The organism is Amycolatopsis sp. NBC_00438 (assembly GCF_036026695.1).
Lineage (GTDB): Bacteria > Actinomycetota > Actinomycetes > Mycobacteriales > Pseudonocardiaceae > Amycolatopsis.
The window spans coordinates 338706-353210 of sequence record NZ_CP107923.1 but is presented as its reverse complement, the minus strand read 5'-3'; the positions used below and the strand labels follow the sequence as shown (position 1 = coordinate 353210).

Below are 14505 nucleotides of genomic sequence, written 5' to 3'. Positions count from 1 at the left end.
GTCCGACGCGTTACACGGCGCGCCGGTTCCGCTCCGTCGCGATTCAGACGCGCAAACCGGTGAACGGGGCGAACGGCAGGTTGCGGACGACGAACCAGACGGCGAACACGACGCCGACGGCGAGTGGCGTCCAGCGCCAGTGCAGCCAGCTGTTCACCCAGCGGCCGCGCAGCCGCCCGAGGGTCCAGGCGGCCGTGCTCCAGACGAAGAGCAGCACGAACACGAGCGAGACGGCGTTGTAGTGCAGGGCCGCGGGAAGATCGCCGTGCATCAGGCTGTAGGCCATCCGCATGCCGCCGCAGCCGGGGCAGTCGATGCCGAGCAGGGCCTTGGTCGGGCAGACCGGGAGCCAGCCGCCGGGGGTGGTGGGGTCGCCGATCCAGACGGCCACGCAGCACGCGCCGAGCCCGCCCACGACGGCCATCGGGGCGCTCAGGGCGCGCAGTTTGGCCTTGGTCCCCAGGGCCGGGAATCCCGTGTAGACGGTCGTCACGACGCCAGCCCCCAGAACGAGACGCCGACGACCGCGAACATCACGACGACGAAGATCAGGTAGAGCGCGATCAGGATGCCGACCGAGATCGCCGACCACATCGCCCACTTGCGGGCGTCGTCGGCGGCCCGGTGCGCCTCGGCGTGGAACCCCTGGAACCACAGGGTGTTGACCTGGTTCGCCTTCACGATGGCGACGATACCCAACGGCAGGCAGCACATCACCGTCGCCAGGATCGCCCAGACCAGGTTGTTCTCCGGGGGCGGCCCGTAGTTCGGCTGCCAGCCGTACGGGGGTTGCTGCGGGTACGGCTGGGTCACCGGTATCGCCTCCTGCTGCCGACGGTCGTCAGTGGGACGCGGCGTCGTCGAGCAGCGTTCCCAGCAGCAGCACACCGCCGACGACCAGGGCCACCCAGAACACCACCCCGACCACGCCGCCGATGATCGCCCAGCGTCGCGCGGCCCCGGCCGCGCCCCGGGCGGCGTCCGGCTCGCCCTGGGCCCAGAGCCGCTCCACCTTGGCCGACTGGAAGATCGAGACGATGCCGAAGGGCAGGCAGAGGATCGCGGCGACGATGCCCCAGGCGAGATTGCTCGACGGCGGGGGCCCGGGGTTGTAGTCGGCGGGCGGGCGCGGGCGCTCGGTCACGTCAGAACCCGAGCCGGCGCAGCTGGCGGGGGTCGCGCTGCCACTCTTTGGCCACCTTGACGTGCAGGTCGAGGTAGACCTTCGAGCCGAGCAGCGCCTCGATGTTCTTGCGGGCGGTCGCGCCGACCTCGCGCAGCCGCTCGCCCTTGTGCCCGAGGATGATGCCCTTCTGGCTGGGCCGCTCCACGTACAGGAACGCGTGCACGTCGATGAGGTCGTCGCGGCCTTCGCGCGGCAGCATCTCCTCGACCGTGACGGCGATCGAGTGCGGCAGCTCGTCGCGGACGCCTTCCAGCGCCGACTCGCGGATGAGCTCGGCGACCAGCGTCTGCTCGGGTTCGTCGGTGAGCTCGCCGCCCGGGTAGAGCTGCGGGCCTTCGGGGAGCCTCGTGACGAGCAGGTCCGCGAGGGCGCCGACCTGGAAACCGTCCACCGCGGACACCGGGATCAGCTCGGCGAAGTCCATCACGCCCTGCAGCGCGAGCAGCTGCTCGGCGACCTGCTGCGGCTGGACCAGGTCGGTTTTGGTGACGATGCCGATGACCGGGGTCCGCTTGGCGATCTTCTGCAGCTCGGCGGCGATGAACTTGTCGCCGGGCCCGATCTTCTCGTTGGCCGGCACGCACAGGCCGACGACGTCCACTTCGGACCACGTCGTGTGCACGATGTCGTTGAGCCGCTCGCCGAGCAGGGTGCGCGGGCGGTGCAGACCGGGGGTGTCGATGAGGACGAGCTGGGCGTCCTCGCGGTGCACGATGCCGCGGATCGCGTGGCGGGTCGTCTGCGGTTTGCTCGACGTGATGGCGACCTTGCTGCCCACGAGCGCGTTGGTCAGCGTCGACTTGCCGGCGTTGGGCCGGCCGACGAAGCAGGCGAAGCCGGAACGGTGTTCGCTCATCGCTTCAGCACCTCGATGACGTCGCCCGCCGGGTCGGCGAGGATGATCGGCGCGTACTTCGCGATGTCGCGGATCGCGTGCCGGGACGCCTCCTTGAGCAGGCCCTCCCCGGTGACGACAGCGGCGGCTTCGATGCCTTCGGCGCCGCTGGAGAGCGCGGCGGCCACGGCGGCCTGCAGCGCGGTGAGCTTGAAGGACGGCTGGTCGACGGTGCCCGCGGTGTACGTGCGGCCGTCGGTGTCGCGGACGGCCGCGCCTTCCGAGGCCTGGATCCGGGCGCGCGAGGACCGGGCGAGGGTGACCAGCTTCTGGTCCTCCGCCTCGAGGTCAGGCATGTTCGACGCTCCTGTCGCGTTCGTCGGGGTGGGGCAGGCGCGTGCGGCGCCGGGTGGTCCGGTCGGCCGGGTCGGTCATCGCGTCGGCGTCGGCCGGGTGCACGACCACCGAGGTGATGCGCATGCGGCCGCGCCGATCCTTGCCGCCTTCGGCGAACAGCCGGAGGCCGGCGACCTCGGCTTCGGCCCCCGGTAGCGGGACCCTACCCAGTCGTTCCGCGAGCAGCCCGCCCACGGTCTCCACGTCGTGGTCTTCGAGGTCGATGCCGAACAGCTCGCCGAGGTCGTCGATGCCCATCCGCGACGAGACGCGGACCGCGCCGTCGTCGAGCTCTTCGACCTCGGGACGTTCGTCGGCGTCGGACTCGTCGGTGATCTCGCCGACGATCTCCTCGAGGACGTCCTCGATGGTGAGCAGCCCGGCGGTGCCGCCGTACTCGTCGACGGCGATGGCCATGTGGTTGTGCGAGCGCTGCATCTCCTTGAGCAGCTCGTCGAGCCGCTTGGAGTCGGGGACGAAGCCGGCCTCGTTCATCAGCGTGTCGACCACGGTGCTCGGGCCGTCCGGGTCCATGTACCCGGCCATGAGGTCCTTGATGTTGACGACGCCGACGATGTCGTCGACGGACTCGTCGATCACCGGCAGCCGGGTGAAGCCGGTGCGCAGGGCCAGCGCGAGGGCCTGGCGGACGGTCTTGGTGCGTTCGATCCAGACGATCTCGGTGCGCGGCACCATCACCTCGCGGGCGACGGTGTCGCCGAGCTCGAACACCGAGTGGATCATCTCGCGCTCGGAGTCCTCGACGACGCCGCGTTCCTGGGCGAGGTCGACGAGCTCGCGCAGCTCGACCTCGGAGGTGAACGGGCCTTCGCGGAAGCCCCGGCCGGGCGTGATGGCGTTGCCGACGAGGATCAGCAGCCGCGACAGCGGGCCGAGGACGGAGCCGAGGACGCGCACGGGCCCGGCGACGTAGCGGCCGATGCGGTAGGGGTGCTGCCGGCCGAGGGTGCGCGGGCCGACGCCGATGAGGACGTAGCTCACGACGATCATCACGACCGCGGTGACCAGCACGGCGAGGCCGAGCGGCGCCACGCGGGTGCCGACGAAGACGGTGACCAGCACGGTGGCCGTGAGCTCGCAGCCGAGGCGCAGCAGGAGCAGCAGGTTGATGTGCCGGCGCCGTTCGGCGACGACCGCGGCGAGGTGGCCGGCGCCGGCCAGGCCCATCCGGGCGAGGCCGTCCGCACGGGCCTGCGACACGGTGCTGACGGCGGCGTCGGCCGCCGCGAACACGCCCGCGAGCAGCACGAGCGCGATCGCGAAGAGGAGCTGGACCATGGCTGGCGCCTAGGGCGTTTCCCCGGCGGGTGGCCCGGCGTCGGCGACCGGCTCGGCGTCCGCGTCGAGTCCGGCGATGCCGAGGACACGATCGTCGGTGTTGCGCTGGGCGTCCCGCTTCTCCAGCGCGGCGACGGCGTCCTGGTACTCGCCGAGGATGCGCTTCTGGAGCGCGAACATCTCGCGTTCCTCGGCGGGCTCGGCGTGGTCGTAGCCGAGGAGGTGGAGGCAGCCGTGCACGGTGAGCAGGTGCAGCTCGTCGATCAGGCGGTGGCCCGCGGTCTTGGCCTGGTCCTTGGCGAACGCCGGGCAGAGCACGATGTCCCCGAGCAGCGCCGGGGACGCGTCGGGCGCGTCGGGGCGGCGGGAGGAGTCGAGCTCGTCCATCGGGAAGGCCATCACGTCGGTGGGCCCGGGCAGGTCCATCCAGCGTTCGTGGAGGTCTTCCATGACTTCGAGGGTGACCAGGAGGATGGACAGCTCGGCGAGCGGGCTGACCTCCATCTTCTCGAGGGCGTAGCGGGCCGCGGAGACGATGGACGTCTCGTCGACGTCGACGCCGGACTCGTTGGCGATTTCGATGCTCAACGCCGGTTGCCCTTCCAGCCGTTGCTCTGCTGGTCCTGGGCGTCCTGCACGGCTTGCCACTTCTCGTAGGCGTCGACGATGTCGCCGACGAGCTTGTGCCGGACGACGTCCTGGCTGGTCAGTTCGGAAAAGTGCAGCCCCTCGACGCCGGCGAGGATGTCGCGGACGACGCGGAGGCCGCTGCGCTGCCCGTTGGGCAGGTCGACCTGGGTGATGTCACCGGTGACGACGATCTTGGAGCCCTGCCCGAGGCGGGTGAGGAACATCTTCATCTGCTCGGGCGTGGTGTTCTGGGCCTCGTCGAGGATGATGAAGGCGTCGTTCAGGGTGCGGCCACGCATGTAGGCCAGCGGCGCGATCTCGATGGTGCCCGCCTGCATGAGCCGGGGGATCGACTCGGGCTCGACCATGTCGTGCAGCGCGTCGTAGAGCGGCCGCAGGTAGGGGTCGATCTTCTCGTTCAGCGTGCCGGGCAGGTAGCCGAGGCGCTCGCCGGCTTCGACGGCGGGGCGGGTCAGCACGATGCGGGTGACCTGCTTGGCCTGGAGGGCCTGGACGGCCTTCGCCATGGCGAGGTAGGTCTTGCCGGTGCCGGCCGGGCCGATGCCGAAGACGACGGTGTGCTTGTCGATGGCGTCGACGTAGCGCTTCTGGTTGAGCGTCTTGGGCCGGATGGTCTTGCCGCGGCGGGAGACGATGTTGAGGCTGAGGACCTCGGCCGGCGAGGCGTCGCCGGTGGAGAGCATGCCGATGGTGCGGCGGACGGTGTCGGGGCCGACCTGCTGGCCGCCGGTGGCGAGCTGCAGGAGCTCGGCGAAGACGCGTTCGCCGAACGCGACGTCGGCGGGGGTGCCGGTCAGGGTGACCTCGTTGCCGCGCACGTGCACGTCGGCGGCGAGGAGTTCCTCGGCGACACGCAGGTTCTCGTCGCGGGAGCCGAGCAGGCTGAGGGCGGCGGCGTCGGGGATCGGGAACCGGGACTGTGCTGCCTGTGTCGCCTGGGCGGCGTTGTCCTCGGTCTTGGCGACGTCTCCGGGGACGTCGGGTCGGGCGGCTCCACCCGGTGCGGTTCCGGCCACGTGGCCTCGGCCCTGCTTTCTCGGTGAGGGACTACTGACCCTCCCGATGCTACTGGCACCCACCGACAGAACGCAGACGGGTTTCCGCTAATCAGCCCGCATGAGCCCCGAAGAACCCCAAGGGCTCCCCACCGAGCACGTGGGCGTGAACGTGGAACACGGTCTGCCCGGCATCCCCATCGGTGTTGAAGACGACCCGGTACCCGCTGGTGACGATGCCCTCGAGCTCAGCGACCTTCCGGGCAGCGGCAACAACCTCGCTCAGCAACCCCGGATCAGCGGCGGCAAGCTCCCCCAGGTTCCGATACCGCTTCTTGGGCACCACAAGCACGTGAACCCGAGCCTGAGGCGAGATATCCCGGAACGCAAAGGTCGTCTCGTCCTCATAGACGACATCGGCAGGAACCTCACCAGCAATGATCCGCTCGAAGAGAGTCGCGTCCTCACTCATGCAACAAACCCTAGCGACCCCCACAAGCCGACCACACAAGGCAAGCCGACCACACGAGGCAAGGCGAGTGAAGCGAGCGAGCCAGGCGACCACACGAGCGAAGGGCCGAAGGCCCGAGCAAGGAACGCGCCTTTTGAACGACAGCCACACAAAACCCGCGGGGGTCCGGGGCTTGCCCCGGCTGGGGGTCTGGGGGTTTGACCCCCAGAAGACACAACGAACGCAGAAGCGGCGTTGGAGCGAGCGAAGCGAGAGAAAACGCCGCGGCGCGGTAGATCCTGGGGGTCGATCTACCGCGTCCGCGGCTCCGCCGGACCGAGGGGGGAGGTGCCCGGCGGGGTCTGTGTTTCCCAGTGGCGCGCCGAAACGCTGGGTGGCGCGTTAGTAAACGAGAGTAACGGGTCGGAGTGTGATCGCGCCATAACTGGGCGCAAAATCCGGCCCCTTTTTTCGGGGTGATCTTTTCAGTGCCAGCGGGTGGTGAGGGCGCCGAGCGCGCCGAGGGCGACGGCCGCGGCGGTGGAGGTGCGCAGGACGGTGGTGCCGAGGCGGACGGCCCGGGCGCCGGCTTCGCGGAGGGCGTGGAGTTCGTCGTCGGTGATGCCGCCCTCGGGGCCGACGACGAGGAGGATGTCGCCGGTGTCGGGCAGCGTCAGGTCGGTGAGCCGGTCCGGGACGTCGGACTCGAGGACGAGCGACAGTGTCATTGCATCGGCGAGGCCGGCGAGTTCGCGGGTGCCGACGGGTTCGGTGACGTCGGGGACGTGGGCGCGGCGGGCTTGCTTGGCGGCGGAGCGGGCGGTGGCGCGCCAGCGGGCGAGTGCTTTGCCGCCGCGGCCGCCGTCGTCCCATTTGGCGACGCTGCGGGCGGCGCGCCAGGGGACGATGGCGTCGGCGCCGGCTTCGGTGGCGAGTTCGACGGCGAGTTCGCCGCGGTCGCCTTTGGCGAGCGCCTGCGCCACCACGACGCGCAGGGCGGGTGGCTCCTCGGTCCAGCTTTCCTCGACGGTGAGGGTCAGCTGTGCGTCGCGGCCCGGCTGGACGGCCTCGACGACGCAGCGGGCCATGCCGCCGGCGCCGTCGGAGAGGATCAGCCGCTCCCCCGCGCGCAGGCGGCGGACGGTCGCCGCGTGCCGGGCTTCCTCGCCGTCGAGGACCGCGGTGCCGCCGGCGGGCACCGCCGAAGCGAGGAAGACCGGCAGGGTGGTGTCGGGCACGGCGTGGCTCAGCGGTGGTTCTTGGCGCGCAGCTTGGAGAACAGGCCGCCGTGCTTGTTGCCGTTGGACGCCAGCGTCGGGACTTCTTCGCCGCGCTGCGTGGCGAGGTCCATGAGCAGCTCGCGCTGGGCTTCGTCGAGCTTGGTCGGGACGACGACGTCGATGTGGACGTGGAGGTCGCCGCGGCCGTCGACGCGGCCCGAGGACCGCAGCCGCGGCATGCCCTTGCCGGTGAGCACCAGTTCGGCGTTGGGCTGGGTGCCCGGTTCGACGTCGAGCTCGTAGTCGCCGTCGACCAGGGTGGCGATGGGCACCGTGGCGCCGAGCGCGGCCGTGGTCATCGGGATGCGGAAGTTGCAGTGCAGGTCGTGGCCCTGGCGGACGAAGACCTCGTGGGGGGTCTCGTCGATCTCGACGTACAGGTCGCCGGCCGGGCCGCCGCCGGGGCCGACTTCGCCCTGGCCGGAGAGGCGGATGCGCATGCCGTCGCCGACGCCCGGCGGGATCTTCGCGGTGACATTGCGGCGCGCGCGGATGCGGCCGTCGCCGCCGCACTGGCGGCAGGGGTCGGAGATGACCTCGCCGAAGCCGCGGCAGACCGGGCAGGGGCGGGCCGTGACGACCTGGCCGAGGAAGGACCGCTGGACGGACTGGACCTCGCCGGCGCCGCCGCAGGTGTCGCAGGTCTTGACGCCGGTGCCCTCGGTGGTGCCCGCGCCGCGGCAGAGGTCGCAGACGATCGCGGTGTCGACCGCGATCTCCTTGTCCACGCCGGTCGCGCAGTCCTCGAGGGACAGGCCGAGCCGGATCAGCGCGTCGGAACCGGGCTGGACCCGGCTGCGCGGGCCTCGCCCGCGCCCGCCACCGCCGCCGGCCGCGCCGAAGAACGCGTCCATGATGTCGCCGAGGCCGCCGAAGCCCGCGAACGGGTCACCGCCGCCCGCGCCGCCGCGGCCGCCGCCGTCCATCGGGTCGCCGCCGAGGTCGACGACCTTGCGCTTCTGCGGGTCGGACAGCACCTCGTAGGCGGTCGTCACCTCGCCGAACTTGTGCTGCGCGTCCTCCGACGGGTTGACGTCGGGGTGCAGCTCTCGGGCCAGCTTCCGGTACGCGCGCTTGATGTCCTGGTCGCTCGCGTTCTTCGCCACCCCGAGGATGCCGTAGTAGTCCCTCGCCACCGTCTCTGCTTCTCCTTCTGCTCTGCCCGGCTCAGCGGCCGGACAGGATCTGACCCACGTAGTTGGCGACCGCGCGCACCGCGGCGATCGTGCCGGGGTAGTCCATCCGGGTCGGGCCGACCACCCCCATGCCGCCGAGCACCATGTCCTGGCCGTATCCGATGGAGACGACCGAGGTGCTGCGCATCTGCTCGTCCTCATTTTCCTCACCGATGCGCACGGTGATCGCACCGGGGTTGCGGGTGGCGGCGAGGAGCTTGAGGACGACGACCTGCTCCTCGAGCGCTTCGAGGACCTGGCGCAGCGAGCCGGGGAAGTCCGCGACGTTGCGGGTGAGGTTCGCCGTACCGCCCAGGACCAGGCGTTCTTCCGGGTGTTCGGCCAGTGATTCGACCAGGACCGTGCAGACGCGGATGAGCGCGTCGCGCAGCTCGCCGGGCGACTTGTCGGGCAGTTCGGCGACGCGCGCGGCGGCCTCGTTGAGCCGCCGGCCGGCCATCGCGGCGTTGAGCACGGTGCGCAACCGCGCGACGCCGTCCTCGGTGATGACGTCGCCGAGGTCGACGGTCCGCTGGTCGACGCGGCCGGAGTCGGTGATCAGCACCAGCATCAGCCGCGCCGGGGTGAGCGGCACCACTTCGAGGTGGCGCACCGCGGCGTTGGTCAGCATCGGGTACTGGACGACGGCGACCTGCCGGGTCAGCTGCGCGAGCAGCCGGACCGATCGGCGCAGGACGTCGTCGAGGTCGGTGCCGCTGTCGAGGAACGTCGTGATCGCGCGGCGCTCGGCCGCGCTCAGCGGCTTGATCTCGGAGAGCCGGTCGACGAAGAGCCGGTAGCCCTTGTCGGTCGGGATCCGCCCGGCGCTGGTGTGCGGCTGGGTGATGTACCCCTCTTCTTCGAGGGTGGCCATGTCGTTGCGCACGGTGGCGCTCGACACGCCCAGGTTGTGCCGTTCGACGATCGTCTTCGAGCCGACCGGCTCCTGGTTGGAGACGTAGTCGGCGACGATCGCGCGCAGCACGTCGAAGCGGCGTTCGTCCGCGTTGGCCACCGGTTCCTCACCCACTTCGCTCGCTGCTCATGCCGAGTTTACGGAAGCCTGAGCCGGTCGCGCTCAACACCGCCCGTCTCACCCCGGGTAAAGAACGGACAAATTAATTCCCATGCGTTGTTCTCGGAAAGATTTTCCGGGTTGTCGGCGGAACCGAAACGGGGTTTGCTGCCTCTGATCCGCATGCCCTCCCCCGACTTTCGAGGTCGCCGTGAACACCACTGAACCCGCTTCGGCCGGAATGCCCGAAATCGCCCGGCGCGCCGCGGAGGCCAAGGTCCGCCTCCAGCACATCTCGGCGACGGCCACGAGCGCCGACGGCGCCGTCACGGTGACCGTCAACACCAGCGGTGCGCTGCAGGAACTCACCTTCGGGCCGCGTGCCGACGAGCTGCCGCGCGCCCGCCTCGCGGCGGCCGTGGTGGCCACCGCGAAACGCGCCCAGGTGCAGGCGGCCCAGCAGCTGACGAGCGTGATGGCCCCAGTGATCGGCGCGGACAGCGACGCGATGAAATTCCTCCGGGAACAGATTCCCGAGCCGGAATTGCCCGAAGAGGAATCACCTCGCGAATTCGCCCGGAAACCGCCGCCGCGGCCGGGTGAGGACGAGGACTTCGGCGGCCCGATCCTGCGCCGGGGGCTGTGATGACCGCCATGAAGGTCGACTTCGACGTCCTCGGCGGCCACGAGGACGAGATCCGCGAGGTCGCCGTCAAGGTGCAGCAGGCGCTCGACGCCGCGGGCACCGCCCAGGCGCTCGACTTCGACGCGTTCGGCATCGTCGGGCAGGTCTTCGCCGTCCCGATCCAGGGGTGGATCGACCAGGCCGACGGCTTCCTCCAGGCCGCCGTCGACGCCGGGCACGACGTCGCGGACCGGGTGAAGACCGCGCACACGGCGTTCAGCGAGCACGAGCAGCACACCAGGAACCTGATCGAAGGCATCGGCAAGGAGCTGCCGGCATGACCGAGACGCAGGAGAACCCGCTGGTCGCGACGAGCGAGTCCCCGGGCGGTTTCTGGAGCGGGATGGGTGACGGCTCGAAGGGCGAGCTGGACAACGTCAACGCCCAGACCGGCGGCGCCGGCATCTTCAGCGACGCCGCCTCGACGCTGACCGACGCGCGCAACGGCGACTGGGGCAACCTCGCCATGGACGTCGGCACCGACGCCCTCGACCTGCTCGGCGCGGCGATGGACCCGCTCGGCACGCTGGCCGGCGCGGGGGTCGGCTGGCTGATCGAGCACATCAGCTTCCTCAAGGACGGTCTCGACAAGCTCGCCGGCAAGCCCGAAGCCGTCACGGCCAAGGCCGTGACCTGGTCGAACATCTCGAAGCAGCTCACCGAGACGGCCGAGCAGTACGAGCGGACGGCGGCGAAGGTCGGGCAGTCGTTCAGCGACTGCGGCTCCGCGGAGGCCTACCAGCGGACGGCGGAGAGCTACGTCGGCGTCCTGCGCGGAGCGGCTTCGCACGCCGACAGCGCGTCGACGGCGATGAACGTCGGCGCCGCGCTGGTCGGCACCGAGCGCGGGCTAATCCGCGACATGATCTCGTCGTTCGTCGGCGAGCTGATCGTCAAGGCGCTGGCCGCGCTGGCCGCGTCGTGGTGCACCTTCGGCGGGACGATCGCGGCGTTCATCGCCGACACCGTCGTCGAGGGCGGGGTCCTGGCGGAGAAGATCAGCACGCGCATCACGAAGATCGTCGAGAAGCTGGAGAGCCTCGCGAAGGGCGCCGGCAAGTCGAAGGCGGCTCTGGAGGGCGCGGCGAACGCGCTGAAGAAGGTGGGCAAGGGCGTCGACAAGCTGGTGGACAAGAGCGTCGACACGGCCGCGGGCATCGAGCGCAAGGCGAACGAGCTGAAGCAGGCCGGCAAGGAAGCGAAGTCCGCCGAGGAGACGGCGAAGGGCTGGAGTGACGCCGCCGAGTCGCATGTCCCCGGCCGCGAGAAGGTCGAAGGTGCCGGCGACAAGTACTCGGAGGACGGCCGCAGCGCGCTCAAGCCGGCGGAGTGGCAGAAGGCCGGCGGCTATCCGGGGTGGAGCACCGCCGACACCGTCGGGGTCGTGACCGAGGGCCGCCGTCAGGAGAACGAACAGATCGACCGCTACCACGAGGGCCAGGAGGCCTACGAGAAGGAACACCCCGAAAGCGAGGCCGAGTGATCGAGCAGGCCGAGGTGGAGCTGGCCAACCGCCACGGCCGGCTCCACCCCTCGCAACGGGGGAAGCTGCTCGACCTCAACTTCTGGGTGGCGGCCGTCCTGGTCGTCGCCGGTCTCGTGGTGGCGGTGCTGCTCGCCGCCGTGGCGGAGACCGCCGCCGAAGGCCTCGGCACCATCGTCCCGATCCTGGCGATCACCGCCTGGTTCGCGTTCGTCTGCTGGCGCCGGCTGGCGGACGTGCGGAGCGGGCAGCTGGTCGCGACCACGGGCTGGACCCACGACTTCGGCACGCGACGGCCCGCCGGCGACTACCCGATCGCGCTCTCCACCCGGCTCAGCCAGGGCTACAACGAGCACTACTACCTGAAGGCGGGCGGCCGGGTCCGGCCGCTGGAGCGGAAGCTCCGCGAGCGGATCCAGCCGGACCGCGCCAACACCGTCTACACCACGCCGCGCAGCAAGCTGCTGATCAACGTGCTCCCCGCCTGACACAGCCGGTCGTGAGTGTTCAGGGCGGTTAGAACCGCCCTGAACACTCACGACCCCAGCCGAGCGCTAGGCGGCCGCCGCGGACAGGGCGTCGAACTCGGCGTCCGTCAGCTCGATGTCCGCCGCCGCGATGTTGTCCTCGACGTGCGCGACCGAGGACGTGCCCGGGATCGGCAGCACCACCGGCGAGCGCTTGAGCAGCCAGGCCAGCGCGAGCTGCGACGGCGACGCGTCGTGCTCCTTGGCCAGGGTGCCCAGCGGGCTGTCCGGGCCGGCGAGGGCGCCGGTGGCCAGCGGGAACCACGGGATGAACGCGATGCCGTGCTCGGTGGCGTGCTCCAGCAGTGGCTCGGCGTCGCGCTTGGCCAGGTTGAACATGTTCTGCACGGACACGATCTCCGCGGTCTTCTGCGCCTCCTGCAGGTCCGCGACGCCGACCTCGGACAGGCCGATGTGCCGGATCTTGCCCTCGTCCTGCAGCTTCTTCAGTTCCCCGACCTGCTCGGCGACCGGCACCTTCGGGTCGATGCGGTGCAGCTGCAGCAGGTCGATCCGCTCCAGGCCGAGGTGGCGCAGGCTCAGCTCGACCTGCTGGCGCAGGTACTCGGGGCGGCCGACCGGGATCCACTCGTTCGGACCCTGCCGGGTGAAGCCGGCCTTCGTCGCGATGACGAGGTCGTCGGCGTACGGGTGCAAGGCCTTCTTGAGCAGCAGGTCGGCGACGAACGGGCCGTAGACGTCGGCCGTGTCGATCAGAGTGACGCCCAGTTCGACGGCACGCCGCAGCACGCGGACGGCCTCGTCCGGGTCCTTCGGGTCGCCCCAGACGCCGGGACCGGTGAGCTGCATCGTGCCGTACCCCAGCCGGGTCACCGGCAGGTCGCCACCGATCGTGAACGAGCCGGAGTTCTTGGCGGGCTGGTCGCTCATTGCGCGTCTCCATCGTTGTCGGGCGTGCTCCGGTGAGTACAACCACCCGAGCACGCCCGGCAATCCCGGATCACCTCACGAATTGCGCGGGAACCCCAGGTTCACCCCGGCGTGCGACCGGTCGGGCCAGCGCGACGTGACGACCTTGGTGCGCGTGAAGAAGTGGAACCCTTCCGGCCCGTACGCGTGGCTGTCGCCGAACAGCGAGTCCTTCCAGCCGCCGAAGGAGTAATAGCCGACCGGCACCGGGATCGGCACGTTGACGCCGACCATGCCGACCTCGACCTCGTTCTGGAACCGCCGCGCGGCCGCGCCGTCGCCGGTGAAGATGGCCGTGCCGTTGCCGTACGGGTTGGCGTTGATCAGGTCCAGCGCGTCGTCGTAGGACGCCGCGCGCGCCACCGACAGCACCGGGCCGAAGATTTCGTCGGTGTAGATCGACATCTCCGGGCGCACGTGGTCGAACAGCGTCGGGCCGAGCCAGAAGCCGTCGCCGGGCACCTCGACACCCCGGCCGTCGACGACCAGCGACGCGCCCGCTTCGACCCCGGCGTCCACATAGGACTCGACGCGCTCGTGGTGGGCGCGGGTGACCAGCGGGCCCATCTCGGACTCCGGGTCCCGGCCGTCGCCGACCTTCAGGTTCCCGATCCGCTCGGCGATCTTCGCGACCAGTTCGTCGCCGACCGGGTCGACGGCGACCACGACCGACACGGCCATGCAGCGCTCCCCCGCCGAGCCGAACCCGGCGGACACCGCGGCGTCGGCGGCCAGGTCGAGGTCGGCGTCGGGGAGCACGATCATGTGGTTCTTCGCACCGCCGAGAGCCTGGACGCGCTTGCCGTGACGGGTGCCGGTCTCGTAGACGTACCGCGCGATCGGCGTCGACCCGACGAACGAGATCGCCTTGACGTCCCGGTGTTCCAGCAGCCCGTCGACCGCGACCTTGTCGCCGTGCAGCACGTTCAGCACCCCCGCGGGCAGCCCGGCCTCGGCGAAGAGCTCCGCGAGGAACACCGCCGCCGACGGGTCCTTCTCACTGGGCTTGAGCACGACGGTGTTGCCGCAGGCCAGCGCGTTCGGCACGAACCACAGCGGTACCATCGCCGGGAAGTTGAACGGCGAGATCACGCCGACCACCCCGAGCGGCTGGGCGATCGAATAGACGTCGACGCCGGTGGAGGCGTTCTCGCTGAAGCCGCCCTTGAGCAGCTGCGCGGCGCCGCAGGCGTACTCGACGTTCTCGATCGCGCGGGCGATCTCGCCGGCCGCGTCCGACTCGACCTTGCCGTGCTCGCTCGTGACGATCTTCGCCAGCTCGTGCTTGCGCGCCGAGAGCAGCTCGCGGAAGGCGAACAGCACCCGCGTCCGGCCGGCCAGCGACGTCCCGCGCCAGCCCGGCAGCGCCGCCGTCGCGGCCGCGACGGACTGGTCGACCTCGGCCGGCCCGGCGAAGTCGACCTGCGCGCGGACCTGCCCGGTGGCGGGGTCGAACACGTCGCCGGAGCGCGCCGGGGTCCCGGCGAACGGCTTGCCGTCGATCCAGTGGCTGATGCGGTCGGTCACGACGGGCACTCCTTCGCTCGGGGACGTCCCTGCGAGTGTCCGGGCGGGCGCCACGCGGACGCCATCGGCA

Annotated in this window: 18 protein-coding genes; 4 read left to right on the top strand and 14 right to left on the bottom strand. The window is 70.8% G+C overall.

Going from position 1 to position 14505, the window contains the following annotated elements; all coding sequences use genetic code 11:
• Positions 1–43: 43 nt before the first annotated feature.
• From OG494_RS01595 to hrcA, 12 genes are all read right to left on the bottom strand, one after another.
• The gene (locus OG494_RS01595) at positions 44–493 is read right to left on the bottom strand and encodes a DUF2752 domain-containing protein (RefSeq protein WP_328451187.1); all 450 of its coding nucleotides are present in this window, start codon (positions 491–493) and stop codon (positions 44–46) included.
• The gene (locus OG494_RS01590; RefSeq protein WP_328451185.1) at positions 490–813 is read right to left on the bottom strand and encodes a CD225/dispanin family protein; all 324 of its coding nucleotides are present in this window, start codon (positions 811–813) and stop codon (positions 490–492) included. The genes OG494_RS01595 and OG494_RS01590 overlap by 4 nt, the downstream gene beginning before the upstream one ends.
• Positions 814–841: 28 nt before the next feature.
• Positions 842–1144 (bottom strand): CD225/dispanin family protein, encoded by a 303-nt coding sequence (locus OG494_RS01585; RefSeq protein ID WP_328451183.1) that lies wholly within the window; start codon positions 1142–1144, stop codon positions 842–844.
• A 1-nt stretch (position 1145) separates the two neighbouring features.
• Positions 1146–2042, bottom strand: coding sequence for a GTPase Era (gene era, locus OG494_RS01580; protein WP_328451181.1), 897 nt, complete (start codon positions 2040–2042; stop codon positions 1146–1148).
• Positions 2039–2377: a cytidine deaminase gene (locus OG494_RS01575; RefSeq protein ID WP_247055064.1), complete on the bottom strand. Its 339-nt coding sequence runs from the start codon at positions 2375–2377 to the stop codon at positions 2039–2041. The genes era and OG494_RS01575 overlap by 4 nt, the downstream gene beginning before the upstream one ends.
• Positions 2370–3716 carry a hemolysin family protein gene (locus OG494_RS01570; RefSeq protein WP_328451177.1) on the bottom strand — a complete coding sequence of 449 codons (1347 nt, stop codon included), beginning with the start codon at positions 3714–3716 and terminating at the stop codon, positions 2370–2372. The genes OG494_RS01575 and OG494_RS01570 overlap by 8 nt, the downstream gene beginning before the upstream one ends.
• 9 nt (positions 3717–3725) lie before the next feature.
• Positions 3726–4304, bottom strand: a complete 579-nt coding sequence (ybeY, locus tag OG494_RS01565; RefSeq protein ID WP_328451175.1) for an rRNA maturation RNase YbeY — start codon at positions 4302–4304, stop codon at positions 3726–3728.
• A complete protein-coding gene (locus OG494_RS01560) occupies positions 4301–5383 on the bottom strand; it encodes a PhoH family protein (RefSeq protein ID WP_328451173.1) in 1083 nt (360 codons plus the stop codon). Before OG494_RS01560 ends, ybeY begins: the two co-directional genes overlap by 4 nt.
• A 91-nt stretch (positions 5384–5474) precedes the next feature.
• Positions 5475–5834, bottom strand: coding sequence for a histidine triad nucleotide-binding protein (locus tag OG494_RS01555; protein WP_328451172.1), 360 nt, complete (start codon positions 5832–5834; stop codon positions 5475–5477).
• 464 nt (positions 5835–6298) lie between these two features.
• Positions 6299–7051 carry a 16S rRNA (uracil(1498)-N(3))-methyltransferase gene (locus OG494_RS01550; protein ID WP_328451170.1) on the bottom strand — a complete coding sequence of 251 codons (753 nt, stop codon included), beginning with the start codon at positions 7049–7051 and terminating at the stop codon, positions 6299–6301.
• A gap of 8 nt (positions 7052–7059) precedes the next feature.
• The gene (gene dnaJ, locus OG494_RS01545; protein ID WP_328451168.1) at positions 7060–8229 is read right to left on the bottom strand and encodes a molecular chaperone DnaJ; all 1170 of its coding nucleotides are present in this window, start codon (positions 8227–8229) and stop codon (positions 7060–7062) included.
• 31 nt (positions 8230–8260) lie between these two features.
• A complete protein-coding gene (hrcA, locus tag OG494_RS01540) occupies positions 8261–9283 on the bottom strand; it encodes a heat-inducible transcriptional repressor HrcA (protein WP_247064483.1) in 1023 nt (340 codons plus the stop codon).
• A 211-nt stretch (positions 9284–9494) separates the two neighbouring features.
• Between hrcA and OG494_RS01535 the strand changes: the two genes are divergently transcribed.
• Genes OG494_RS01535 through OG494_RS01520 form a run of 4 tightly spaced genes read left to right on the top strand, consistent with a single transcriptional unit; the run spans position 9495 to position 11939 of the window.
• Positions 9495–9929 (top strand): YbaB/EbfC family nucleoid-associated protein, encoded by a 435-nt coding sequence (locus OG494_RS01535; RefSeq protein WP_328451166.1) that lies wholly within the window; start codon positions 9495–9497, stop codon positions 9927–9929.
• The gene (locus OG494_RS01530; protein ID WP_328451164.1) at positions 9929–10249 is read left to right on the top strand and encodes a type VII secretion target; all 321 of its coding nucleotides are present in this window, start codon (positions 9929–9931) and stop codon (positions 10247–10249) included. The genes OG494_RS01535 and OG494_RS01530 overlap by 1 nt, the downstream gene beginning before the upstream one ends.
• Positions 10246–11451, top strand: a complete 1206-nt coding sequence (locus OG494_RS01525) for a hypothetical protein (RefSeq protein WP_328451162.1) — start codon at positions 10246–10248, stop codon at positions 11449–11451. Before OG494_RS01530 ends, OG494_RS01525 begins: the two co-directional genes overlap by 4 nt.
• Positions 11448–11939, top strand: a complete 492-nt coding sequence (locus OG494_RS01520; protein ID WP_328451160.1) for a hypothetical protein — start codon at positions 11448–11450, stop codon at positions 11937–11939. Before OG494_RS01525 ends, OG494_RS01520 begins: the two co-directional genes overlap by 4 nt.
• A gap of 66 nt (positions 11940–12005) precedes the next feature.
• Here the strand turns inward: OG494_RS01520 and OG494_RS01515 are convergent, their stop codons facing one another.
• Both OG494_RS01515 and OG494_RS01510 read right to left on the bottom strand, forming a co-directional pair.
• Positions 12006–12869 carry an aldo/keto reductase gene (locus OG494_RS01515; protein WP_328451158.1) on the bottom strand — a complete coding sequence of 288 codons (864 nt, stop codon included), beginning with the start codon at positions 12867–12869 and terminating at the stop codon, positions 12006–12008.
• 75 nt (positions 12870–12944) lie between these two features.
• Positions 12945–14435: a CoA-acylating methylmalonate-semialdehyde dehydrogenase gene (locus tag OG494_RS01510; RefSeq protein ID WP_328451156.1), complete on the bottom strand. Its 1491-nt coding sequence runs from the start codon at positions 14433–14435 to the stop codon at positions 12945–12947.
• Between the last annotated feature and the right edge of the window lie 70 nt (positions 14436–14505).